The following is a 23,688-nucleotide window of genomic DNA, read 5'->3' as shown; positions in this document are numbered from 1 at the left end:
AGTAAGAGGATATTTGCGGCCGCCATCCACATGCCGCCGCCGCCAAGCCAGTTTCATGACCATCCAGACCGGGGAATCTGGCTACAGCTTACAAGCGACCGCGCTCCACGATCGGATACCAGCCCTGATCATCCGGGCGGCCGAGCTGGTCGATGAGCTTTTTCAGCCGGTCATCGGCGCCGGCCCGGGCGCGCAGCCGCAGGTCCAGCCGGTAGACACCGTTGGCGGCCAGGGTGGCCTCACCCTCGACATCCACCGGGCCATCGGCTTCCTCGACGGTCAGCTGCAGGTCGCCTGCCTCGCCCGACACCACACCGACGAAGTTGCCGATCGGCGCCGGCGGCTTGAGCAGGTCCCATTGCAGGCCGCGGGCCTGGACGCGGCCGGACAGGGTCTGCGCCACGCCGGCGTTGTCGATTTCGGCGTTGTCCACCGACAGGATCAGGCTGCCGCTGAGCGGCACGAAGGTGTAGCCCGCGCGGCGGGCCAGCCAGGCCAGGGACGCCTGACCGTCGACCGGGCCGGCGCTGAGACCGCCGCCGAACCCGCGGCGCAGCGAGGCCTCGATACGGCCCACATCGGTGGCGGTGGACAGCTGGACGGCCATCTGCCCGAGCAGCAACCGCAACGGCTGCAACTGCCAGGATACGTCCTCGAGCGCGATATCCTCGTAGAGCACATGCGCCGCGTTACCGGACAGCGCCGTCCCGCTGGTGCCGGACAACGTCAGTCCCGGCACCGCGGACTGGACCCAGCCCGCCGCCACGGGCGCGGGCAGGCGCCAGATGAGGCCGACCACCAGGGCAAGCACCCCGGCCAGAATCACGTGTTTCCAGTTCATGCGTCGGGTCGCTGCAGGGTCATGCGGGCTTCGATGCCGTTGCCCTCATCCGCGCGGCTGACCGTGAGCGCAGCGACGGTCACGCCGTAGCGTTGCTGTAACTCGCGCAGCCACTGAAGCACGCTGTTGAAGTCCGCGTTGGTAACGGTCACCGCGGCCTGGTCGTCGCCTTCCGGCTGAATGCGCTGAATGCTGTTGCCCAGATCGCTGGCGCGGCTGGTCTGATCGATCACGGATAGCAGGGAATCGTCCCGGCCCTGGATGGACTGCCGGCTGGCCTGCTGGCGCAGTCGCTCGGCCTCGTCCTTCAGGCCCGCCACCCAGCCGGCCAGCTCGCGGTCCTGCTGGATTTCGTTTTCCAGTTCCGCCGATCCCTGGTAGAGCGGTTCCCAGACAGCCAGGAAAAATACCGCGCCGAGCACCACCAGCCCGGCACCCACAACCAGCAGGCGTTCGCGCGGGGCCAGACTGTCCAGCCACTGCTTCATGATGCCGCCGGGCTGACCCGCGCCCGTATCTGGACGCCGTCGCTGCCGGCGTCGGCGCTCTGGATTTCCAGTTGCGCCACGCGATTGTCGGCAAAGCCGCTGCGCAGGGCTTCCACGCTCTGCACGTCATCGCCGCGCAGGCTCAGGAACAGTTCGCCGTTGCGGAACTGGAACGAGTCGATGGTCAGGGCGGAGGTCGGCCCGATCGCGTCGGCCGCGGCCTGCAGCAACGGAAACAGCCCGGCGGTGCCCTCGCGCGCCCGTAGCTGGCGGATCTCGTTTTCGGCCTGCAGGCGAAGATTGTTGAGGTTGTCCACGTCCGGGAATGCGGCGCGGAACTGGGTCTCGGCGAAGGCCCGCATCTGCTCCTGCTCACGGGCAAGCTCGCGGTATTCCAGGGCCTGGCCTGCCAGCAGCAACATGACCCAAAGGCCCAGCATGATCAGCCCCGGCCGCAGGGGACGCAGCCACTCGTCGCGGGCCGAGCGAGGCGCGTAAATATCCTGTAACAGGTTGATCGGTGGACGGATCGAGGCGGCATGCAGAAGGCCGGTGGCACCGGCCGCGGGAGCAGTGGTCGCCGCTGGCTCCACGGTGAATCCGCGATCGCGCAGCCGGGCGATGACCTGGTCGGCGGCCTCGCTGCCGTCGGTGGCGACATGCAGGGGAATGTCTTCATCGCCGCGCCGCAGCAGGGCCGGGGCCAGCGACAGCTCGCAGGCGAACCCCCGGAACGGGCCGATCCGGACTAGCGCGCGGTCGTCGCCCAGATAAAGCGCGGCTTCGCCGTCATGCGGCAGTGACAGGCACAGGTAGTCGGGCACGATGGCCACCACCTGTGGCGCCCGCTCGCCGATCGCGCCCAGCCAGGCTTCCATGCGGTCATGGGCAGCGATGGCGGCGGGGAATTCGCCGCCCGGGGTGCGTGGACCGATCGCAATGTGGAGTTCGTCGATCGGCTGGGCCAATCGATCCTCCAGCGCAAAGCGTACCGCCTGCCGGCGGCGGGTGGCCTGACGGACCGGCGGGATATCCACGGACGAGAGCAGCACGTCCTCACCGGGTACGACCAGGATCAGGCTGACGTCCGCCGGCAGGTCGGCGGGCTCGGCCGGCACCAGCCCGTCGCCCTGCGCCGCGTACAGCTGACCGTGCGCGTCTACGAGAATGGCCTGGGATTCACTCACGGGCGGAATTCTACCCGAAACCGACCGTCCGGCGGCCGTTGACGCACGGGCGGATGGCCGGTCGCAGCCGTCTGCCTGCGTTCGCCGTTACAGGGCATTGCGTTGATGCCGGATGACCCGAGTGCCGCCGCGGTCGCCGCGCTGCAACACGCTGGCGAAGGAGACGCTGACCCGGTCCACCGATACCCGGCCGCTGGCCATGAAATAGCTGCTGGCCACGCTCAGGTTCTCGGCACTGATCTCGCGCCCGGCCAGGGTTTCGTTCTGCAGGAAGGCCTCCACACTCTCCCAGGCTGCTTCCTCGCGCTGCTCGACCAGGTCGGTGGCCATGGCCAGATCAAGGCCCTCGGCGATGGAGGCGAGTACCGGCGCCGGCGCGGTATTGACGTTAACCGCAGTGGCGGTGGGCAGGGCGGTTATGTAAGGCGCCAGACGCTGGAACAGCTCGGCGTTCATCCCGCGAACGCTGCGCAATTCGGACACGTCGGTCATCGGCCGATTAGCAGTTCTATAGGCGGGCGACAGGCCGAGATAGTAGTCGTCCTCGGCCCCGTCGGGCAGCGTCGGCTGGATGTCGGCGTCGATCCAGTCGCGGGTGCTCTGGGCCACGGCGCGGGCGGTGACGGCATCGGTCTCGCCCACCAGCTGGATCAGGCGGATGAACTGATCGAGTGCCTGCTGGGCCTGTCCGCCGGCCAGGTTGTTGATGTTGAGGCGCCCCTGTAAGTCGATCACCTGACCGGAGATGGCGCCGCCCTCGATCGGCAGATAGTCCACCGGCTGGGCCCAGGGTTCTTCCAGCGTATCAATCTGGTTGTTCTCGCGGTCGCGGCGCAGGATCTCGCCCACCCAGCTCTCCACCCCGACGGCGTACCAGAGGGCCTGCTGATCCAGCCACAGGTTGCCGCCCCGGTGCATGGCGATGTTCATGCGGGTGAGCATGCCGGCGCCGAGCATGGCCACCAGAGCCACGACCATCAGGGCGGTCAGCAGAGCCACGCCGCGTTGCCGGTTCATGATTCCGCGCCGGGGATCTGGAACAGGAAACGGATGTCCTGCCAGTGATCGGTATCCAGCCGCAGCTCCACCGCGATTGGCAGCGGGGCATCGGGATCCTGCCCGGTTCCGAGGCTGCCACCGGCGCTCTGCGGCGGCCAGCGGTCCACCCATTCACGGCTGGCGTCGAGATAGCGCCATTCGATGGTATCCACGTTTTCGAGCATGGTCTGCTCGACCGGGGCACTGTCCTGGGCCTGATCCAGCACCATCCAGTGCACGCGGACGAGGTTATCGTCCTCGTCGATGCGGTAGCCGACCCGCTGCATATTGCTACGCGGCACCTGCAACGGGTTGTACCAACCGGTGCGGGTGAACAGGATGCCGGTGTCGGCCGACCCGACCATCGCGGGCTGGGGGTCGCCGTAGGCATCGCGTATCGGCCGGCTGACCGTCTGTTCCAGATCGTTCTGCATGCGGAACAGGGTGGTCTGCAGGGCCTGGGTGCGTGCCAGCGACCGGTCGATGCCCTCGCGGGTGTCGATCACGCTGGTCAGACCGCCGTAGGCCATGGCCGCCATGATGCCGAACACCGCCAGCGCGACCAGCAGTTCGACCAGGGTGAAACCGTGGGTCCGGCGCATCACTGGGTGGTGGTCGTGGTGCCGGTGCCGCCGGCGGGCTGGGTGAGAAAACCGCTGAGGGTGGTCAGCGGCGAATCCGCGGCATCGCCGGTGTCGGCATCGATGGGAAACACCTGAATGTCCACCCGGCGCACCACCGGATCCTGGGTTTCCTCGACTTCCGATTGCCATTCCCACTCGCGGCCGCCCATCTCCACCGTACCGTCGTCGCGGCCGGTATCGGGCCATTGGGGATCGGTGTCGTATTCCACCATGCGATTGCGGGCCACCCATTGCGCCAGGGTCTTTTCCTGGATGTAGTGGGCATGGCCGGCGTACTGGGTGCCGCCGGTGATGAAAACCGTCAGTGCCAGCCCCAGCACCGCAGTGGCCACCAGCACTTCCACCAGGGTGAAACCGGTCTGGCGTCGCCTCATGTGCCGGCCGGCGTTTCCCGCCGCATCTCTATTTCGCCGGTGATCTTGCCTTCGAACAGGTAGCGGGCCGCGACGTTTTCCGACGACAGTTCGAACTGGAACGGGCTCACTTCGCCGCTGGACAGCAACAACAGATCGGGCCGCCGACGTTCCTCGGTATCCTCGTCGTCTTCGTCGGCCGGATTGTCCTCCGCGCCGCCGGGCGCCAGCGGGTCGAAGCGATCCTTGTTGCTCTCGGCTTCGAGTAGCCGCAGGCGCATGCCCTCGGGCAGCTCGCGCGGACGCAGCGGCGTCTGTCCCCCGGCCAGTGGCACCCAGCCTTCCTGCTGGAGACGCAGGAAGCGGTAGCCGTCCGGGGTGAAGTCCACGCCCATCTGGCCGCCGAACAGGATGGCCTCATCGGCGGCCAGTGACAGCAGCGCGTCCATGCGTTCGGCTTCGCGCTGGAGGCGGTCCTCGCCGCCGCGGCCGTCGATCGACAGCACGGCGAAGCCCACGATGATGCTGATGATGAACATCACCACCAGTATTTCCAGCAGGGTGAAACCGCGTTGGCGCATCATCGACGGGCTAGCGTCCGGTGCCGATCAGGCCTCGTCGGTGTTCCAGTTGCCGATGTCGCTGTCCATATCCTCGCCGCCGGGGCGGCCGTCCCGGCCCAGGGTAAACACATCGATTTCGCCGTGTTCCCCGGGATTACGGAACTGGTAGGGATTGCCCCAGGGGTCGGTGGGCACGCGGTCGAGATAACCGCCGGACTTCCAGTTGCGAGGTTCGGGCTGCGACGTCGGCTTTTCGACCAGCGCTTCCAGCCCCTGCTCGGTAGAGGGGTACTGGAAGTTGTCCAGCCGATAGAGCTGCAGGGCGCTTTCGATCACGCGGATGTCCTGCTTGGCCTTGGTGACCCGGGCGACGTCCGGTCGGTCCATGATCCGGGGTACCGCGATTGCCGCGAGAATGCCCAGGATGACCACGACGACCATGATCTCGATCAGGGTGAAACCCTGTTGTCGGCCCATGCGGGCGGGAAGTTGTCTGCGCATCATTGACTCCGAATGGCGCCGGAGGCCGGCGCGTTTTGCCTTGATTCATCCCTACGGACCATGCCCGCGCGGGCGTGTTCCGGTCTATTGCACCAGCTGGTTGAGGTCGAATACCGGTAGCAGGATCGCCAGCACGATCATCAGCACCAGTCCGCCCATGAGCAGGATCACCATCGGCCCCAGAATGCCCATGACACCCTGGCGCAGCGTTTCCACCTCGCGCTCCTGATGATCGGCTGCCCGGGCGAGCATGGTCTCGAGTTCGCCCGATAGCTCGCCATTGGCGATCATGTGCAGGGTGATGGGCGGAAAGAATCGCTCCGCCCCCAGGGCCCGGTGAATGGCCTCGCCCTCGCGAATCTTGCGCGCGGCGCGGTTGATGGCCTCGCGCATGGGAATGTTGCTGACCACTTCGGCGCCGATGGTCATGGCATCCAGTGCCGTCACGCCGCTGCGGGTGAGAATCGACAGGGTGCGGGTGAACCGCGCGGTGTTGACGCCACGGGCGAAGCGGCCGATCAGGGGCAGCCGCAGCACCTGGGCATGGAATCGTCGCTTGAAGCCGTGTCGGCGCATCGCCCAGAGGAACGCGACTGCCAGGGCACCCGCGCCAAGCCCCATGAGCCAGCCCCAGGCGCGAACGAAGTCACTCATCGCGATGAGAATCTGCGTGAGCGCGGGCAGATCGGCGTCGATACTTTCGAACACCTGCACGAGATCGGGTACCACGGTAGCCAGCAGGGCGATCACGATGCCGATGGCCACCACGCTGAGGAACGCCGGGTAGAGCAGGGCGCCCATGATCTTCTGGCGCATGGCCTGCTGGTCTTCCACGTAGTCGGCCAGACCCTCCAGCACTTCGTCCAGACGGCCGGACTGCTCGCCCGCGGCCACGGTGGCCCGGAACAGCTCGTCGAAACTGCCGGGAAATTTCTCCAGCGCGGCCGCCAGGGTCTGCCCCTCCACCACCTGGGAGCGCACCCCGATGATGATGCGCTGCGACCGGGCGTTGTCGGTCTGCTCGGCCACCGCCTTGAGCGCTTCCTCCATCGGCATGCCGGCATGGGCGAGGGTGGCCAATTGCCGGGTGAACAGCGACAGTTCGGTAACCCGCATGCCGCGTTCGAACTGGAACAGCCGGCGCTTGCCTGCGCGGTCGGCAACCTCACGCACGTCCAGCGGCGTCATGCCCTGTTGTCGGAGCTGGGCGCGAATCGCCCGCGGGGCATCGCCTTCCAGCACCCCGCGTTTCTCCCGGCCGCGTGCGTCCAGGGCCGTGTATTCGAAGGCTGCCATGGTCAGGTCGTCCGCGGGCCGGGATGCCGGGGCATCGCGCGGCTATTCTTCACGGGTCACCCGGAGGACTTCTTCGAGGGTGGTGACGCCCTTGAGCACGTTACGCCGGCCGTCGGCACGCATGCTGTCGGTGTGCTTGCGGGCTTCCTTCTCCAGTACATGCTCGGCGGCTTCGTCGTGGATCAGGGTGCGCATCTCGTTGCCGACCATGACCAGCTCGTAGATGCCGGTACGTCCGCGAAAGCCGCTGTTGTTGCAATGATCGCAGCCGCCGGGATGGTAGATCTGCGGCGGGTCCGCCGGATCCACGCCCAGCAGATTGCACTCGGCATGGTCGGGGGTATACGGCACCCGGCAGTCCGGGCAGAGCACCCGGACCAGGCGCTGAGCCATGATCCCGATCACGCTGGAGGCCAGCAGGAAGGGCTCAACCCCCATGTCGCGCAGACGGGCAATGGCGCCAACCGCGGTGTTGGTATGCAGGGTCGACAGCACCAGATGGCCGGTTAGTGAAGACTGCACCGCGATCTCGGCGGTTTCCAGGTCGCGGATCTCGCCGATCATCACCACGTCCGGGTCCTGTCTCAGGATGGCGCGCAGGCCGCGGGCGAAGCTCATCTCCACCTTGGTATTGACCTGGGTCTGGCCGATGCCGTCGAGGTAGTACTCGATCGGATCCTCGACCGTCATGATGTTCCGTGTGCGGTCGTTGATCCGCGTGATCGACGCGTACAGGGTCGTGGTCTTGCCCGAGCCGGTCGGGCCGGTGACCAGAATGATGCCGTGGGGCTTATGCACCAGAGCATCCATGTCCGCCAGGGTATCCTCGGGCATGCCGAGCTGTGGCAGGTCCAGCCGCCCGGCCTGCTTGTCGAGCAGGCGCATCACTACGCGCTCGCCGTTGCCGGAAGGAATGGTGGATACGCGAATGTCCACCGGCCGGCCGGCGATGCGCACGGAAATGCGGCCGTCTTGGGGTAGGCGCTTTTCGGCGATATCCAGCCGCGCCATCACCTTAACGCGCGAAATCAGTACCGGGGCCAGCTGACGCGGCGGATGCAGCACCTCGCGCAGCACCCCGTCCACGCGGAACCGGACAGTCAGGCGTGATTCGAATGGCTCGATGTGGATATCCGAGGCGTTTTCCTTGATCGCCTCGGTCAGCAGGGCGTTGATCAGCCGGATGATCGGCGCGTCGTCGGCCGATTCCAGCAGGTCCTGCGGTTCGGACAACGCCTTGGCCGCCGTGGACAGGTCCATTTCATCGTCTTCCAGCCCCTCGACGATCTGCATGGACTCGTTGGCGTTGCCCTCGTAGCTGGCCTGCAGCAGGGAATCGAACTGATCCCGCGCCACCGGTAGCAGATGCAGCGGCCGGCCGGCGACGCGCCGGGCTTCGGCGATGGCGACCGGGTCGGCATCGTTGATGCAGTTGAGTTCCAGACCCTCCTCGGTATCGCGGCCGAACATCAGGCCGTAGCGCTTGGCGAAGGCAAACGGCAGGTGGGGCACGGGTTCGCTCATGGTCTAGCGGATATCGTTGTCTGTCTGGGGCACGCTGCTTTCCGCGTCCTCGGCGCCACCGTCGCCCGGGAATACCGGGATATCCTCGTAGCGCTCGATCGGTGGCAATTCCGGCCTCGCATCGTCCGGCATCAGCGGAATACCGGTCTTTTGCTGTTCCTGTTGGAGGTTGCGCATGTAGTTGTACTTCTTGCGCGTGTAGTAGCCGGCCGCGCCGTCCCCGCGCAGGATCGTCGGGCGGATGAAATTCAGCAGGTTGCGCTTGCTGCGTTCCACCTCGCGCGAGCGGAACAGCGCCCCGAGCAGCGGGATGTCCCCGAGGATCGGAACTTTCTGCTCGGATTCGGTCAGGTTGTCGTCGATCAAGCCGCCCAGCACCAGAATCTGGCCGTTCTCCACCTCGACCGAGGTGTTGAGCGTGCGCTGATTGGTGATCAGGTCCACCGCGCCCGACGTGCCCTGGGCGATGCTGGAAATCTCCTGGGCCAGGGTCAACTGGATCGTATTGCCCGCGTTGATCTGCGGCGTCAGCGTCAGCGTCAGACCCACGTCGCGGCGTTCCACTGTCTGGAACGGGTTGAGGTTACCGCCTGTGCCGCCTCCGCCTGTGCCGGTATTGGTGAAGTTACCAGTAATGAACGGGACTTCCTGGCCGACCTGGATTTCGGCCTCCTCGTTGTCGCGCGTCAGCAGCGACGGGGTGGACAGTACGTTGGTATTGGAGTCGCCCGACAGGGCCTTGAGCAACACGGCGAAGCTGGTGCCGTCCGAGTTCAGGTCGCCGATGCCGAAATTCAGCCCCTGCTGGATCAGGCCCAGCGGCGTGCCGTTGCCCGCCAGAGCCGGAATGGCTTCCAGCGTGCTGTTATCCAGAATGCTGCCGGCGACTGCGGTGTTGTCGTCGAATACGGCGGTATCGACGCCGAGCTGGCGCGAGCGATCTATGCTGACTTCGGCGATGATTGCCTCCACCAGCACCTGGCCGCGGCGGATGTCGAGCTGATCGATCACCGTGCGGATTTCCCGCATCGCGTCGGCGGGGGCGTTGACCACGATGGCGTTGGCGCCGGGCTCGGCGATGACATTGATGCTGGCCGACTGGCTGGCGTTGTTACTGTTGCCGCTGCGATTGCCTTGCTGTGACTGGTTTTCGGCGAATGTCTGGAGGATCGGGGCCAGGGTTTCGGCATCCGCGTAATCCAGATAGATCACCTGGGTGCCGCCGTCCTGATCCACCGGCGTATCAAGGTCGGCAATGATTGCTCGTACCCGCAGCCGGCTGGACGGGTCGCCGGCGATGATCACGCTGTTAGTGCGTTCATCGGCTACCACGCTGAAGTCTTCGGCGCTGGGTGCCTCTTTGCTGGCTTCTCCCTTGAGCTGCGTGATGACCTGCACTACTTCGGTGGCGGTCGCGTTTTCCAGCTGCACCCGCTCGATGTCCCGGTTGCCCTCGCGGTCGATTTGGCCGACCAGGCGAACCAGACGATCAGCGTTGGTCTGGCGGTCGGAAATGATCAGGATATTGGACGCGGGGTAAGCGGCCAGATGTCCGTACTGCGGCACCAGCGGCCGCAGGATGGGCACCAGTTGGTCGGCCGGCACGTTGTCTACCTGAATCACCCGGGTGATGATGTCCTCCCGAGTGGCCGTATCACCGCCGAAGCCACCATCCTGCTTGGCGTTGACCTGGGGCACGATCTTGGTCACCTCGCCGGCCGGGATGGCAGAGAACCCGTGCACTTCAAGCACCGAGAGAAACGTTTCGTAAAGCTCGCCGGGCGTCATCGGCTCGGCCGACAGCACCGTGATCTGCCCCTTGACCCTGGGATCCACCACGAAATTGCGCCCGGTGACCTCACTGACCGTTGCCACCAGCGCGGTGATGTCGGCTTCCTTGAAATTAAGCGTAAAGGATTCGCCGTTGACGGCTTCGATCCCCTCTGGCGTCTGCTGGGCGACGACGCTGACGCTGATGCCGAGTGTCAGCAGGAGCGTGAGAAAAGTGCTGGGTACGGTGTGTTTCATTGAAAGCTGACACTCACTGTGCGCTGTTCGCCACCGCGTTCAAGCGTGACGGTCAAACTATCGGCTTCGGCCAGACTGCCGAGCACGTTCATTGCGGCTCGTGTTTCGGTCAGCGGCGTACCGTTGACCGCCGTCACCAGCTCGCCAGGCCGGAGGCCGACCTGCTGGAATAGTCTGCGATTACTGCCCGGGTAGATTCGGTATCCCTTCAAATCCCCGCCCACCTTGTGCGGCCGGAAGCGCACATAGTCGGACATTTTGGATGGATTTTCGAGGAGCTCATTTCGCACGTCGGCCAGTGAGTCCGCAATCTCGTCGTTCACATCTTCGGATGCGGCGACACGTTCCACACCCTCGGCCTTCTCCTGTTCGAGGGTCAGCGTCTCATAACGGCCGCCACGATCGAGGATCACCCGGTTGTAGTAGATGTCGTGGAGTTTGACGCCGTTGGCGATGGTGTCACCCACCGAGTAAGGCTTCTGATCACCCCGGTCCGAGCGTATCAGCGCCCGGGATCGGCCGTTTCGATCACTGGAAACGATGCCCGTCAGCGTCAAGTTCAGGCGAGTTTCCGGGGCGTCGATAACCGAGGGGTCGACGCTATCGTCGTGCGGCTTTACGCCAAATAGTTCGTAGGACGCAATCTGACCCACGTCGACCGATGTGGTCTCCGCCGTTTCGCCGGAATCCCGACTGAGCGCGCGCGGTTCGGTAAAGTCCGGCCCCGGCCAGGCCGACCAGAAGAACTCCGCAGCGGCAAGACCGATGAGCACGGCAAGGACCAGCCGCATCAACCACATGACTTGGCCGTAGCGGCCCTTGACCATTTGGATCAGGGTGTCAGACATCAATTGCGCCGGGCTGGAACCGCGCGGATCATAACGTAGTCGTCGGCCTGTTCCGAGCGGGTGCCGGCTGCTCTCCGCCATGCCGTATCATGTTGCGTGATATCGCCCCTACCATTTAATACGTCTCCGGCATGTATCTGCATTACTTTCAGCTGAAGGATTTTCCCTTCGCGGTGACGCCGGATCCGACCTTCCTGTTTCTCAGCGAACACCACCGGGAAGCGTTGGGCCACCTGCTTTACGGCACCGGGGAAAGCGGCGGCTTCGTACAGCTTACCGGCGAAGTGGGCACGGGTAAGACCACGCTGATCCGCGCATTGTTGCAACAGGAACATGACAATCTCGATGTCGCCCTGTGTCTGAACCCGCAACTGACGGTTAACGAGTTCGTTGCGCAGATCTGTGACGAGCTGGGCGCCAAGCGCCCGAAGCGCGCGGGTACAACGCTGAAGGCACTGGTCGACGCGCTCAACGAGCACCTGCTGGCTACCCACGCCGATGGCCGGCGCACGGTGCTGATCGTGGACGAGGCGCAGAACCTCGACCGGGACGTGCTCGAGCAACTGCGCCTGCTGACCAACCTGGAAACCAGCAAGCACAAGCTCCTGCGCATCATCCTGGTGGGCCAGCCGGAACTGGAAGAGCTGCTGCGCCGGCCGGATCTGCGTCAGCTGGCCCAGCGGATTACCGCGCGGTTCCACCTGCCGTCGCTGGATGCGGCCCAGACCCGGGCCTATATCCGCCACCGCCTGGTGGTGGCTGGTGGCAATGCCGGTCTTTTCGGCACCACGGCCTGCCGGCGCGTACACCGGTTGACCGGGGGCGTGCCGCGGCTGGTCAATACCGTCTGCGACCGGGCCCTGATGGGGGCCTACAGCCTTGGGCGGGACGAGGTCACCACCGCCATGGTCCAGCGCGCGGCTCGTGAATCGCTTGCCGACGAGCCGTCCCGAATCTGGCAGGTCCGACCTGCGTACCGGGTGGCCGGGGCGGCCGCGCTGGTCATTGGCGCGCTGTGTCTGGGGATCTACCTCGGCGTTAATCGTCCCGCCGCCACGGAGTCGACCGATATCGTGTCGGATGCCCCCGAAACCGGCTCGGCCGAGGAGCCGGCCGAAACGGCGGCCAGCGCCGAGATCGTCACGCCTCAAGTGGTCACGCCGCCGGAAGATGCGCCCGTGACGATTGTCGTCCCCGAGTCATCGTCCGACAGCGAAACGCCGGCGCCACCGCCGGCGCCCGATGTGGCCGAAGTCGATGCGTTGCCCGACCAGGGTGCGGACCTGGCCCAGTTGCGGCGCATGTGGGGCATCTTCGAGGATTCGGCACCGCCCTGCGAGGCGTTTCCGGCCGACGGTCTGCGCTGTCTGAGCGATCAGGCGACGCTGGATGAACTCCGCGAATTCAATCTGCCTGCGCTGCTGACGCTGCGTGATGGCGATCAGATTCGGGACATCATTCTGAGCGGCGTCGGGGATGACGACACGGTTCGCATCGTCACCGCGGACGGCCAGCAGACCTGGTCCCGGGAGACGCTGCTGAGCTTCTGGACCGGCGAATTCACGTTGCTCTGGCGCCTGGAGGCGCCGACGCGACGCGTGTCCCGCGGGTCGGTGGGGCCGGGCGTGGTATGGGTGCGCCGGCGACTGGCCATCGCGGATGGCGTGAACCCCGACAACCGCGCCGGCCGGCCGTCGCCGATCTTCGATCAGGAACTCGAAACGCAGGTGCGCGAATTCCAGTTGCGCCAGGGGGTGACGCCCGACGGTATCGTCGGCGCCCGCACGATGATCCTGCTGAACAATCTCGAGCCGGCGCCCAATACGCCCGGCCTGGGCGTGGCCACAGGCAGGGATTGAGATGTCATATTTGCTGGATGCGCTGCGCAAGGCGGAACGGGAACGGCGGTTGGGCGAGGTACCGGACCTGGGTACCGAGACCGCCGATGGAACCGCGACGCGTCGCAACGGTCTGCCGGTATGGGTGTTCTGGCTGATCGGGGTCGTGGTGGCGGTGAATCTGGGTGGCATGGCGGCAATGTGGTGGGCCTGGTCGGCGGATCCGCGTGATTCCGCATCGTCATCGGCGGCCGACGATACGGCCGCCATGCCGGCGCCCCCGGCGGCTCTCGCGGTGACGGCCGACTTGGTCGAGCGGCTGACGCCGCCACCGGAGCCTCCGACGGAACCCGTTGCGCGGACCACACCGGAACCGGCGCCCGCACCGGTCGAACCCTCGGCACCGTCGTCGGATCGGAATGACGACACCGTGCCCACGCGCCGGGCCCTGCCGGCCGCGCAGCAGCAGCGGTTGCCGGATCTTGAGCTGAACGGCCTGCTCTACAGCAGCATTCCGGGGCGCAGCTTCGTGCTCATCAACGGACGCCGCTATCACCAGGGTGAGCGTACCGCGGCCGGCCCGGCGGTCGAATCCATCGACGAGGACGGCGCCATCCTCAATCACGCTGGCCTGCGGTTCCGGCTGCCGGCGCCGCAGTAGATTCCGATGCATCGCCTGGCCATCGTGGTGTTATTGATAGCCGGCGCCGGCACCGCCCAGGCCGCGGGCCTTCGCTGCGATGGCGGTTTGGTCGACCGTGGTGACCTTCAGATCGAGGTTCTTGATGCCTGCGGCGAACCGGATTTTCGCGATGATTGGGCCGCGGGCTCGCTGCCAGCCGGCGTGGTCGCGCCCGATGTCACCCAGTGGACCTATAACTTCGGCCGCAGCAACCTGTTGTACGTCCTGCGTTTTCGTAACGGCCGCGTGATCGGCATCGACAACGACGGCTATGGCTTCGACGCCGATCGGGCGAATGCGGATTGCGGCCCCACCGAGATCGTCCCCGGCATGACCAAGTACCGGCTGCTATCTGCCTGTGGCTCGCCGGCACAGCGAGACAGCCGGGTGATACTGCGTTCTTCCCGACAGTTCCGCTACGGCGTGGCCGAACAGATCCGGCGCGAGACCTGGATCTACAACTTCGGCAGCCGCCGGCTGTTGCGCGAGGTGATCCTGGAAAACGGCCGTGTGGTGCGAATCGACACCGACAATCGGGGGTTCGACTAGCGACCGCTCGTCATTGGCCAGCTATCGACCACGCTCACCCCATCCGGCGCGCCAGCCCTCGCGAACGTCCGGCGGCAGATTCTGTGCCGTCTCGATCACGATTCGGTGCGTGAGTGCCTGCATGGCGTCGGTGCGCCGGGCCAGTTCGTTAAAGGCGGCTTCGAGCGCGGCCTGGTCGAGCGGATCGCTGGCGATGCGGTCGGCAATACGGGCGCGAGCCTCCCGGATGCCGCGGATATGCGCGCGCATTTCATCGCGATGGGCCTTGAACGCATCCCGAAGCGCCGGCCGCGCCGATTCGGGCACGCCGCGGAGCATATGCGGCCCGTGATGCCGAGGCCCATCGGAAACCAGGCGGCCGACGACCACCCCGGCGGTAATCAGATTCAGGGCCAGCGAAACGGTCAGCAGCAAGCCGACGCCAACGCGTCCCCGACGAGACAGGGTCATTGTGACAACTCCGTAAGGTAAGTATCGCCATAGGCCAGCCCCGCGATGTCGACGACATCCTCGGCGGGTGCGAACAGCGTTGAGCCCAGTACCAGCCCGGTAAGCAGCGAGGCCGTGGCCAGGGCGCCGCCGGCCCACCAGAGTGGTCGGATCGGTTCATGGCCGGCCGACGCGGGTCGGATGGATACCGGATGACGATCGGGGATAGCGGCCAGCCGGTCGCGTAGCGTCGGCTCGACGGGGCAGCTCGCCCATTCGCCGAGTGCGGCGTCCATCGCCTGGGCCTTGGCCAGGCGATTGCGGGCATCGGCGGATTTCGCCAGCAGCCGGCGCGCCGCCAGACGGTCGTGCCAAGGCCAGACGGTGATCGTGATGCCGCGCCGGTCCAGCAACGTCTGAAACCGTTCGGGTGTCATCGCAGGTCCCCCAGTTGTGTCCGCAGGCTGCGCCGGGCTCGCACCAGCAGCGCCTCGAGCGCCTTGACGGATAGCTGCATGATGGCCGCAGCCTCCCGGTTGCTCAATTCGCGGCTGGCCGTCAGCGCGATGGCGGCCCGCTGCGAGATCGGCAGCGTGCCGATGGCCGAGTCGACCCGATCGCGGGTCTGTCGGTTTGCCGCGGCCTGATCGGGGCCGGGCGTGTCGGTTGCGGGTTCCGGTTCATCGTCCAGCGATGCCGGCGGGGCGAGGCCCCGGCGGGTATTCAGGCTGGCATTCATCACGATCCGGTAAATCCAGGTGGTGAAACGGGCCTGGCCGGGCCGGTAGGTGTCGGCCCGGGTCCAGAGTCGCGTGAATACTTCCTGGGTCACGTCCTCGGCGTCGGCTTGCTGGTTCAGCACGCGCCGGGCGAGCGCGAGAACGCGGTCGGCATGGCGGTCCACGAGTTGGCGAAACGCATCGGCATCGCCGCTCGCCACTCTTGCCATGAGCCGATCATCATCCTCGCGCTCTCCCATGCAGATGCGGTCCGGCGCCTACTCGGGCTTGTCGCCGCGATGCTTGCCGTGATGCGCGTGCCGCATTGCCTTCATTTCCTCGCGGGTGAGGCGGCCGTCACCATCGGCGTCCGCCTTGTCGAACCAGGGTGTCGGGGCGTTCTGCATCTCCGTCTGGGAAATGCGCCCATCGCCATCAGTATCCATGGCCGCCATCCTGTCACGGCCGCGCTGCTTCCGGTCGACTTCTTTGCGGGCCTTGAAGGCCTCGTGCGCGGCCTGCCGTTCCTCGGCCGTCACGTAGCCGTCGCCGTCCGCGTCCAGCTTCTCGAACATCGACATGCGCATCTGCAGGGATTCTGAACGCGAAATAGCGCCGTCGCCGTCCGCGTCGATCTTGCCAAAACCGTGACCATGACCGGCCTGGGCCGCGCCGGTGGCCGCCAGCAATGCCGCAGCGGCGAGGGTAGTGGGGATGGATTTCATCAGCGTGCTCCGTTTCAGGGGTAGGCCGGTCCATGACCGGTTCATCAACTGATACACGGGTCGACGCAGATTCCCTGCGCTCGACCGATGGCGAATGTTTTCCACGGGCAAACGCGAATCGGGCATTGCCATCGCTGCCCGGGCACGAAACGCAGCGTCCGCTGGGGGATCAGGCCCCCTGTGTCGGCTTTCTGTTAGCGTTCGCGCTTTCTCGCAGTCCCACGCGCGGAGGGACCGACTTGAGCGCCCCGGATACCACCCATCGCGAATGGCGGCGGTTGCGCCTGCTGGTTCCCTATCTGTGGGAGTTTCGCGGCCGTGTGGCCATCGCCCTGGCGTTCCTGGTCGCGGCCAAGCTGGCCACGGTCACGCTGCCAATCGTGCTCAAGCGCATCGTCGATAGCCTGGATGCGAGCCAGCAGGACGTCATTGTCCTGCCGCTGGCCATGCTGGTGGTCTACGGTGTGCTGCGACTGAGCACGGTGCTGCTCGGCGAGCTTCGCGACCTGATATTCGGACGGGTGACCGAGCGGGCCATGCGCCGGCTGGCGCTGCGGGCCTTCGAGCATCTGCACGGGCTGAATCTGGATTTCCACCTGGCCCGGCGTACCGGCGGGTTGTCCCGGGATATCGAGCGGGGTACCGCGGGCATCAGCTTCCTGCTGCGCTTCATGCTGTTCAACATCCTGCCCACGCTGCTGGAAATCGGGCTGGTGGTGGGCATTCTGCTGTTCTACTACGACTGGTTCTTCGCCGCCATCGTCCTGGTGTCGGTGGTGCTCTACATCGTCTCGTCCGCCGTACTCACCGAGTGGCGCACCCGGCATGTGCGCGAATCCAACCGCCTGGATTCCGAGGCCAATACGCGAGCGATGGACAGCCTGCTCAACTACGAGACGGTGAAGTACTTCGGCAACGAAGGATTCGAGGCCGGCCAGTACGACCGCTTTCTGGCCTCCTGGGAACAGGCCCTGCGCCGCAGCCGGCTATCGCTGGGGCTGCTGAACGTGGTGCAGGCGCTGATCATCGGCGCCGCGATCACCGCCATGATGATTCTGGCCGCCCGGCAGGTGGTCGATGGCGCGATGACCGTTGGTGATCTGGTGATGATCAATGCCTACATGCTCCAGCTGTTCCTGCCGCTGAACTTTCTCGGCTTCGTCTATCGGGAAATCAAGCGGGCGCTGGCGGATATCAGCCGCATGTTCCAGTTGCTGGACGTGGAGCCGGGCATTGCCGACGCCCCGCATGCGGCGCCGCTGGTCGTGTCACAGCCAGCGGTGCGGTTCGATAATGTCAGCTTCGGCTATCGACCGGACCGGCCCATTCTGCGCAACGTGTCGTTCGAAATTCCCGCCGGCCGCAAGATTGCCGTGGTTGGCGCCAGCGGCGCCGGCAAGTCGACGCTTGCACGCCTGTTGTTCCGGTTCTATGACGTGGATGATGGCGCCATTGCCATCGATGGCTCGGATATCCGCGACATCGCCCAGGCCAGCCTGCGTGAGGCCATCGGCGTGGTGCCCCAGGACACGGTTCTGTTCAACGAGACCATCGAATACAACATCCGCTACGGTCGGCCGGACGCGGGTCGGGACGCGGTGGAACGCGTGGCGCGACTGGCCCACCTGGACGCATTCATCGCCGCGCTGCCGGAGGGCTACGACACCATGGTGGGTGAACGGGGTCTGAAGCTGTCGGGGGGCGAGAAGCAGCGTATTGCCATTGCCCGGACCATGCTCAAGGACCCGGCGATCCTGATCTTCGACGAAGCCACGTCATCGCTGGACAGCCACGCCGAGCGGGCCATCCTGGACGCCATGCGGGATGTTGCCGCCGACCGTACGACGCTGGTTATCGCGCACCGGCTTTCCACGGTCATCGACGCCGACGAGATCATCGTCATGGCCCAGGGCCGGGTGGCGGAGCGGGGCACGCATCCCCGACTGCTGAGCGCCGACGGCCGTTACGCCGCGATGTGGCGGCTGCAGCAGGAGCGATCTCCGGAAGACTCGGCAGCCGACCCGCGTCCATGACACCGAGCAGGCGATATTGCGGGTGGCCGCATGAATGCGGCCCTACGTAGGGCTCAATCCGGAAGCTCTTGCCGCGCCGTAGGGCGCCATTCATGGCGCCGACAGGGTTTCATACCATTTCCTGTGAGTAGGTGTTTCAACGGTTGTAGGGCCGAATTCATTCGGCCTGCCATGTTCAGGCTTCAGGCAACGTGATCGTGCGGCGCAATGAATGGCGCCCTACGGTCTGGTGCGCCCACGAATTTGTCAGGAACAAATTCGCGCGAGCGGGAGAGAGTCCGCAGGATTCGTCCCAAGGATGGGCCGAACATCGTTCTGTCTGGAACAGAACGACTCGAACGAAGCGAGCCCGAAGGGTGAGGCCCAAGGATGGACCGAACAACCCCGACGCAGTCGGCGGTGAGAGCCGATCAACAGCGAATATCTGGAAGTGTCTCGAAGCCGGGGGACGGCTTCGGGAAATAAGGATGGCTCCCCGGGACGGGCTCGAACCGCCGACCTAGTGATTAACAGTCACCCGCTCTACCAACTGAGCTACCGGGGAACATGTTGCCGGGCTGGCCGGCAACGGCGCGCATAGTAATTTAACCCCCCGGGGCGTGCAAGCCGCGACCGGCGTGATGGCCGGGGGTGCTCTCGGCGGGTTCACCGGTGATCGCGCGCCGGATATGGGCCAGCGGGGCGTCGTCGTCGAGGTCGGTGCGAATCAGACCGCGCTGAATTCCGAGCTGGGTCCACAGCGTGTCGAGGTCCACGGTCACGGGCCGGTCGGCCATGCGATCGTACAGATCGGTCAGAATCGATTCGCCGATGGCCTCGTCGCCGATCCGGAGCGTTTTGCTCAGCGACCAGCGCCGGTCCAGGGTGCCGCCGGCCTCGACAATGGCGCGCAGAGCATCCTGCAGGCCGAAACGGTCGTCGGTGTGCTGGCGGATGCGTACGTCGGCGACGAAGAAGTAGAGCGCACCGCCCCAGTAGACGCGGCCCCAGGTCGGGGTGTGGTCCAGTCCGCGATCGCCACGGCGGGGTTGGCCCTGTGGCAGTTGCTGCGCCAGTTCCGCCCAGACTTCGCGGGCGGCGAGGTCACCGACCCGGGACCGCGCGATCGGCTCGACATAGGTCGCCAGCCCTTCCTTGAACCACTTGTGCTGGTCGCCTACCTGGGGATGCCCCATATGCAGCATCTCGTGGACCAGCACCCAGTCGTCGGCAAGGTCGTCGCTGCTGGCGTTGCCGCCCAGGCGGATGTCGATGCCGCGCCGCCAGCCGTAGGCGGTACCGCCGATGTCGTCGCCGATTATGGGTCGAATGCGCAGATCCAGCCGGGAGACCGGAAATCCGCCGTAGTAGGCGCTGACGGTGTGCGCCGCGCCGCGGACCCATGACAACACCTCGTTTCGGCCGACGGCCAGTCGCCCATCGTCGAACGTCACGCGGATTTCACCGCCGCCCACGCGGACGGTGGTGTCCTGTTCGGCCGTGGAAACGGTTGCCGTCGCCAGCAGAAGAATGCCGGCAAGGGCGGCAGCGAATTGGCGGGAAGTCGGTCGCATGGTGACGACTGCTTGAGACCGTCGTCACCGGTCGGCGTTCCCGCCGTCGACGTCTTCGGTCTATTTCAGAATGTCGCGAATACGGCTGAGCGCGTTCTCCAGATTCTTCATGCTGGTGGCGAACGACAGCCGCAGATAGCCCGGAGCACCGAAGGCGGACCCGGGCACCAGCGCCACGCCGGCCTTTTCGATCAGCATTTCGGAGAACGCCAGATCATCATCCGCGCCGTTGCGGGCGATGGCCTCGGAGAAGTCCGGGAAGCTGTAGAAAGTGCCGTCCGACTCGAGGCAGCGCACGCCGGGCAGGTCGTTGAGCGCGGCGACCACGAAGTCGTGCCGTTCCTTGAAGGCCTTGACCATGTCGGCCACGCAGCCCTGATCGCCGTCGAGCGCCACCTGTGCTGCTTCCTGCGACACCGTGGTGGCCCCGGAAGTGGACTGCGACTGGATCTTGCTCATGGCCTTGATCAGGTCCGTGGGGCCGCCGGCATAGCCGATACGCCAGCCGGTCATCGAATAGGCCTTGGACACGCCGTTCATCACGATGGCGTGATCGAACAGGGCCGGGGTGGCATTGACGATGTTCACGAACGGCGCCTCGGTCCAGAGGATGTGCTCGTACATGTCGTCCGTGGCGACGATTACATCCGGGTGTCGGGCCAGCACCTCGCCAAGTGCGGCCAGTTCGGCGCGGGTATAGGCCTTGCCGGTGGGGTTGGACGGGCTGTTGATCACCACGCAGCGGGTGCGGTCGGTGATAGCCGCGTCGAGCTGATCCGGCGTCATCTTGAAACCGGTGTCGATATCGGTCTTCACGATCACCGGTTCGCCGCCGGCAAGCTGCACCATGTCCGGGTAAGACACCCAGTACGGCGCCGGGATAACCACTTCGTCGCCGTCGTCGATGGTGGCCTGGAACAGGTTGTAGAAGCTCTGCTTGCCGCCGACCGAGACCAGAATCTGATCGGTACTGTAGGTCAGCTCGTTGTCGCGCGCGAACTTGGCGACGATGGCCTTCTTCAGGCCGGGCGTGCCGGGAACCGGGGCGTACTTGGTGGCCCCGCGGTCCAGTGCTGCCTTGGCGGCATCCTTGATGTGATCGGGCGTGTCGAAGTCCGGCTCGCCGGCGCCAAGTCCGATGATGTCCTGCCCCTGGGCCTTCAGCGCGGCGGCGCGTGCGGTCACCGCGAGGGTGGGGGAGGGTTTGATGCGCTGGACGCGCTGGGAAAGCTTGGTCGCCACGGGGAAATCCTTGTGAGTAGGGCCGGAAAACGCCGTCGAATGATAAGCAATGGCCGTTGCCTTTACCAATGATCGGCCCCAGGATGAGCGCATGCACCAGGATTTTGCACTCAAGGCCGACTGGCCACCGGCCGGGGATCAGCCGGCCGCCATTGACGGCCTGGTGGAAGGCCTCGCCGACGGTCTGGCCCATCAGGTTCTGCTGGGCGTCACCGGTTCCGGCAAGACCTACACCATGGCCAATGTGGCCATGCGCGCCGGCCGGCCCATGCTGGTGATGGCGCCCAACAAGACGCTGGCGGCGCAGCTCTACGGCGAGTTCCGCGAGTTCTTCCCGGATAACGCGGTGGAATACTTCGTTTCCTACTACGACTACTACCAGCCGGAAGCCTACGTGCCTTCTTCGGATACCTTCATCGAGAAGGATTCGTCGATCAACGACCACATCGAGCAGATGCGCCTGTCGGCCACCAAGGCCCTGATGGAGCGGCGCGACACCATCATCGTGGCGTCGGTCTCGGCCATCTACGGCCTGGGCGATCCGAAGGCCTACTTCTCCATGGTCCTGCACCTGGACGAGGGCGATCGCATCGGCCAGCGCGACATCGTCAAGCGGCTGGCCGAGCTGCAGTACACCCGCAATGACATGGCGCTGGAGCGTGGCACCTATCGGGTGCGCGGCGAGGTGATCGACATCTTCCCGGCCGAGGCGGACGAGGAAGCTGTGCGGGTGGAGCTGTTCGACGACGAGGTCGAGCGTCTGTCGTATTTCGACCCGCTCACCGGCACCGTCAACCGCAAGGTCCCGCGTTTGACGATCTACCCGAAAACGCATTACGTCACGCCGCGCGAGCGCATGCTTTCCGCGATGGGCGAGATCAAGGAAGAGCTCAAGGTCCGCAAGAAGGAGTTCGAGCAGGCCGGCAAGCTGATCGAGGCCCAGCGCATCGAACAGCGCACCCTGTTCGATCTGGAGATGATCCAGGAAATCGGCTTCTGCTCGGGCATCGAGAACTACTCCCGGTACCTGTCCGGAAGGGCGCCGGGGGAGCCGCCGCCCTGTCTGCTGGACTACCTGCCGGACGACGCCATCCTGGTGCTCGACGAATCCCATGTCACCGTTCCCCAGATCGGCGGCATGTACAAGGGCGACCGCGCCCGCAAGGAAACCCTGGTGGAATACGGCTTCCGCCTGCCGTCGGCGCTGGACAACCGGCCGCTGCGCTTCGACGAGTTCGAGCGCATCGCGCCGCAGCGCATCTACGTCTCGGCCACGCCGGGCCCCTATGAGCTGGAACACGGCGACAACACGGTGGAGCAGGTCGTGCGGCCCACCGGCCTGGTGGACCCGGCGGTGGAAATCCGGCCGGCGGAAAACCAGGTGGACGATCTGCTGGGCGAGGTGCACGACATCGTCGCCCGTAACGAACGGATTCTGGTCACCACGCTCACCAAGCGCATGGCCGAGGACCTCACGGAGTATCTGCACGAAAACGGGGTGCGGGTGCGCTATCTGCATTCCGATATCGATACCGTGGAACGCAGCGAAATCATCCGTGACCTGCGCCTGGGCGAATTCGACGTGCTGGTCGGCATCAACCTGCTGCGCGAGGGGCTGGATATCCCCGAGGTCTCGCTGGTTGCCATCCTCGATGCTGACAAGGAAGGCTTCCTGCGCGCCGAACGGTCGCTGATTCAGACGATTGGCCGCGCCGCCCGCAACGTCAACGGCCGGGCCATCCTGTACGCCGACGTGCGCACCGGCTCGATGAGCCGGGCGATCGAGGAAACCGGGCGGCGCCGCGCCAAGCAGGTGGCGCACAACGAGGAACACGGCATCACGCCCCAGACCATCCGCAAGGCCGTGGCCGACGTCATGCGCTACGGCTATGAGGAGTACGACGACGGTCAGAAGAAAGGCCGCGTGGCGGAAAAGGCCGGCAGCTACGCCCGCATGTCGCCCGGCAAGCTCGCCAAGGAAATCGAGGCGCTGGAAAAGCAGATGTTCAAGGCCGCCGAGAATCTCGAATTCGAGGAAGCCGCCCGCCTGCGCGACCAGATCCACAAGATCCGCAACAGCGCGTTCGAGTTGCCGGCCAAGGTGGGTTAACGAAAGTAATAACGTTCGTTATAATTCGGCAATATTAAGTCAGCCGTGTGAGCAGGATATGGAACTCAAACTACGCAAGACGGGAAATTCGCTGAGCACCATCTGGCCGCGCGAAGTGCTGAACCGCTTGCGGGTTGGTGAAGGCGAGTCGCTTTATCTGACCGAGACGCCCGGCGGCGTCATGGTGACGGCTGCCGATCCGAAGTTCGCGCAGACGATGCAGAGCACCGACGAGGTGATCCGTCGCTACCGCAACGCGTACCGGGAACTGGCGGATAAATGAGCGACGAGCCGATCTGGCTCGAGACCCGCGAGGTCGAATTCATCAATCACCAGCTGGTGTCCGCGTTCGGCGGCCTGGCGGGCGGAGTCCGTGATCACACGCTACTGGAAGCGGCGATTGCGCGCCCGCTCAACCAATGGGCATATGGCCAGCCTCCACCGGATCTGTTTGAGCTTGCCGCCGCCTATTGTTTCGGGGTCTGCAAGGGTCATGC

Annotated in this window: 25 protein-coding genes and 1 tRNA gene; 7 read left to right on the top strand and 19 right to left on the bottom strand. The window is 65.5% G+C overall.

What is annotated here, in order from left to right; genetic code table 11:
* Positions 1–88: 88 nt before the first annotated feature.
* From RM531_RS09315 to gspC, 12 genes are all read right to left on the bottom strand, one after another.
* Positions 89–841: a type II secretion system protein N gene (locus tag RM531_RS09315; protein WP_311658843.1), complete on the bottom strand. Its 753-nt coding sequence runs from the start codon at positions 839–841 to the stop codon at positions 89–91.
* Positions 838–1,329 carry a type II secretion system protein M gene (locus RM531_RS09310; RefSeq protein ID WP_311658842.1) on the bottom strand — a complete coding sequence of 164 codons (492 nt, stop codon included), beginning with the start codon at positions 1,327–1,329 and terminating at the stop codon, positions 838–840. Before RM531_RS09310 ends, RM531_RS09315 begins: the two co-directional genes overlap by 4 nt.
* Positions 1,326–2,516 (bottom strand): type II secretion system protein GspL, encoded by a 1,191-nt coding sequence (gene gspL, locus RM531_RS09305; RefSeq protein ID WP_311658841.1) that lies wholly within the window; start codon positions 2,514–2,516, stop codon positions 1,326–1,328. The genes RM531_RS09310 and gspL overlap by 4 nt, the downstream gene beginning before the upstream one ends.
* 87 nt (positions 2,517–2,603) lie before the next feature.
* Positions 2,604–3,533 carry a type II secretion system minor pseudopilin GspK gene (gspK, locus tag RM531_RS09300; RefSeq protein WP_311658840.1) on the bottom strand — a complete coding sequence of 310 codons (930 nt, stop codon included), beginning with the start codon at positions 3,531–3,533 and terminating at the stop codon, positions 2,604–2,606.
* Positions 3,530–4,156, bottom strand: coding sequence for a type II secretion system minor pseudopilin GspJ (gspJ, locus tag RM531_RS09295; RefSeq protein ID WP_311658839.1), 627 nt, complete (start codon positions 4,154–4,156; stop codon positions 3,530–3,532). Before gspJ ends, gspK begins: the two co-directional genes overlap by 4 nt.
* Positions 4,156–4,572, bottom strand: a complete 417-nt coding sequence (gene gspI / locus RM531_RS09290) for a type II secretion system minor pseudopilin GspI (protein ID WP_311658838.1) — start codon at positions 4,570–4,572, stop codon at positions 4,156–4,158. Before gspI ends, gspJ begins: the two co-directional genes overlap by 1 nt.
* A complete protein-coding gene (gene gspH / locus RM531_RS09285) occupies positions 4,569–5,135 on the bottom strand; it encodes a type II secretion system minor pseudopilin GspH (RefSeq protein ID WP_311658837.1) in 567 nt (188 codons plus the stop codon). The genes gspI and gspH overlap by 4 nt, the downstream gene beginning before the upstream one ends.
* Positions 5,136–5,159: 24 nt before the next feature.
* Positions 5,160–5,618: a type II secretion system major pseudopilin GspG gene (gene gspG, locus RM531_RS09280; protein WP_432280510.1), complete on the bottom strand. Its 459-nt coding sequence runs from the start codon at positions 5,616–5,618 to the stop codon at positions 5,160–5,162.
* A gap of 81 nt (positions 5,619–5,699) precedes the next feature.
* A complete protein-coding gene (gene gspF, locus RM531_RS09275; RefSeq protein ID WP_311658836.1) occupies positions 5,700–6,911 on the bottom strand; it encodes a type II secretion system inner membrane protein GspF in 1,212 nt (403 codons plus the stop codon).
* A 42-nt stretch (positions 6,912–6,953) separates the two neighbouring features.
* Positions 6,954–8,435 (bottom strand): type II secretion system ATPase GspE, encoded by a 1,482-nt coding sequence (gene gspE / locus RM531_RS09270; protein WP_311658835.1) that lies wholly within the window; start codon positions 8,433–8,435, stop codon positions 6,954–6,956.
* Positions 8,436–8,438: 3 nt separating this feature from the next.
* The gene (gene gspD / locus RM531_RS09265; RefSeq protein ID WP_311658834.1) at positions 8,439–10,463 is read right to left on the bottom strand and encodes a type II secretion system secretin GspD; all 2,025 of its coding nucleotides are present in this window, start codon (positions 10,461–10,463) and stop codon (positions 8,439–8,441) included.
* Positions 10,460–11,311 carry a type II secretion system protein GspC gene (gene gspC / locus RM531_RS09260; protein WP_311658833.1) on the bottom strand — a complete coding sequence of 284 codons (852 nt, stop codon included), beginning with the start codon at positions 11,309–11,311 and terminating at the stop codon, positions 10,460–10,462. Before gspC ends, gspD begins: the two co-directional genes overlap by 4 nt.
* A 131-nt stretch (positions 11,312–11,442) precedes the next feature.
* On the opposite strand from gspC, the gene RM531_RS09255 reads away from it, so the two are divergent.
* The 3 genes from RM531_RS09255 to RM531_RS09245 are packed head-to-tail and all read left to right on the top strand — an operon-like array spanning position 11,443 to position 14,380.
* On the top strand, positions 11,443–13,170 hold the full coding sequence (locus tag RM531_RS09255) for an ExeA family protein (protein ID WP_311658831.1): 1,728 nt from the start codon (positions 11,443–11,445) through the stop codon (positions 13,168–13,170).
* A gap of 1 nt (position 13,171) precedes the next feature.
* On the top strand, positions 13,172–13,810 hold the full coding sequence (locus RM531_RS09250) for a general secretion pathway protein GspB (RefSeq protein ID WP_311658830.1): 639 nt from the start codon (positions 13,172–13,174) through the stop codon (positions 13,808–13,810).
* A gap of 6 nt (positions 13,811–13,816) precedes the next feature.
* The gene (locus RM531_RS09245; RefSeq protein WP_311658829.1) at positions 13,817–14,380 is read left to right on the top strand and encodes a DUF2845 domain-containing protein; all 564 of its coding nucleotides are present in this window, start codon (positions 13,817–13,819) and stop codon (positions 14,378–14,380) included.
* 21 nt (positions 14,381–14,401) lie between these two features.
* Here the strand turns inward: RM531_RS09245 and RM531_RS09240 are convergent, their stop codons facing one another.
* The 4 genes from RM531_RS09240 to RM531_RS09225 are packed head-to-tail and all read right to left on the bottom strand — an operon-like array spanning position 14,402 to position 16,253.
* Positions 14,402–14,830: a periplasmic heavy metal sensor gene (locus RM531_RS09240; RefSeq protein WP_311658827.1), complete on the bottom strand. Its 429-nt coding sequence runs from the start codon at positions 14,828–14,830 to the stop codon at positions 14,402–14,404.
* Positions 14,827–15,246 (bottom strand): hypothetical protein, encoded by a 420-nt coding sequence (locus RM531_RS09235; protein WP_311658826.1) that lies wholly within the window; start codon positions 15,244–15,246, stop codon positions 14,827–14,829. Before RM531_RS09235 ends, RM531_RS09240 begins: the two co-directional genes overlap by 4 nt.
* Entirely contained in the window at positions 15,243–15,758 is a 516-nt protein-coding gene (locus RM531_RS09230) for a sigma-70 family RNA polymerase sigma factor (protein WP_311658825.1), read from the bottom strand. The genes RM531_RS09235 and RM531_RS09230 overlap by 4 nt, the downstream gene beginning before the upstream one ends.
* 48 nt (positions 15,759–15,806) lie before the next feature.
* A complete protein-coding gene (locus RM531_RS09225) occupies positions 15,807–16,253 on the bottom strand; it encodes an EF-hand domain-containing protein (RefSeq protein WP_311658824.1) in 447 nt (148 codons plus the stop codon).
* Between the two features lie 239 nt (positions 16,254–16,492).
* On the opposite strand from RM531_RS09225, the gene RM531_RS09220 reads away from it, so the two are divergent.
* Positions 16,493–18,286 carry an ABCB family ABC transporter ATP-binding protein/permease gene (locus RM531_RS09220; protein WP_311658823.1) on the top strand — a complete coding sequence of 598 codons (1,794 nt, stop codon included), beginning with the start codon at positions 16,493–16,495 and terminating at the stop codon, positions 18,284–18,286.
* 468 nt (positions 18,287–18,754) lie between these two features.
* Here RM531_RS09220 and RM531_RS09215 read toward each other — a convergent pair.
* The 3 genes from RM531_RS09215 to RM531_RS09205 form a co-directional block, all read right to left on the bottom strand.
* A tRNA-Asn gene (locus tag RM531_RS09215) sits at positions 18,755–18,830 on the bottom strand.
* Between the two features lie 40 nt (positions 18,831–18,870).
* Positions 18,871–19,839 (bottom strand): gluzincin family metallopeptidase, encoded by a 969-nt coding sequence (locus RM531_RS09210; RefSeq protein WP_311658822.1) that lies wholly within the window; start codon positions 19,837–19,839, stop codon positions 18,871–18,873.
* A 60-nt stretch (positions 19,840–19,899) separates the two neighbouring features.
* Positions 19,900–21,081 (bottom strand): pyridoxal phosphate-dependent aminotransferase, encoded by a 1,182-nt coding sequence (locus RM531_RS09205; RefSeq protein ID WP_311658821.1) that lies wholly within the window; start codon positions 21,079–21,081, stop codon positions 19,900–19,902.
* A 91-nt stretch (positions 21,082–21,172) separates the two neighbouring features.
* Here RM531_RS09205 and uvrB point away from each other — a divergent pair, with 91 nt between their 5' ends.
* The 3 genes from uvrB to RM531_RS09190 form a co-directional block, all read left to right on the top strand.
* On the top strand, positions 21,173–23,191 hold the full coding sequence (gene uvrB / locus RM531_RS09200) for an excinuclease ABC subunit UvrB (protein WP_311658820.1): 2,019 nt from the start codon (positions 21,173–21,175) through the stop codon (positions 23,189–23,191).
* A gap of 58 nt (positions 23,192–23,249) precedes the next feature.
* Positions 23,250–23,474, top strand: coding sequence for an AbrB/MazE/SpoVT family DNA-binding domain-containing protein (locus RM531_RS09195; protein ID WP_311653725.1), 225 nt, complete (start codon positions 23,250–23,252; stop codon positions 23,472–23,474).
* Positions 23,471–23,688: type II toxin-antitoxin system death-on-curing family toxin (locus RM531_RS09190; RefSeq protein ID WP_311658819.1), on the top strand; the 218-nt coding region annotated here is incomplete at its 3' end. The genes RM531_RS09195 and RM531_RS09190, both read left to right, overlap by 4 nt.

The organism is Spectribacter acetivorans (assembly GCF_031846305.1).
Classification (GTDB): domain Bacteria; phylum Pseudomonadota; class Gammaproteobacteria; order Nevskiales; family Salinisphaeraceae; genus Spectribacter; species Spectribacter acetivorans.
This window is presented reverse-complemented; position numbering and strand designations above follow the sequence as displayed.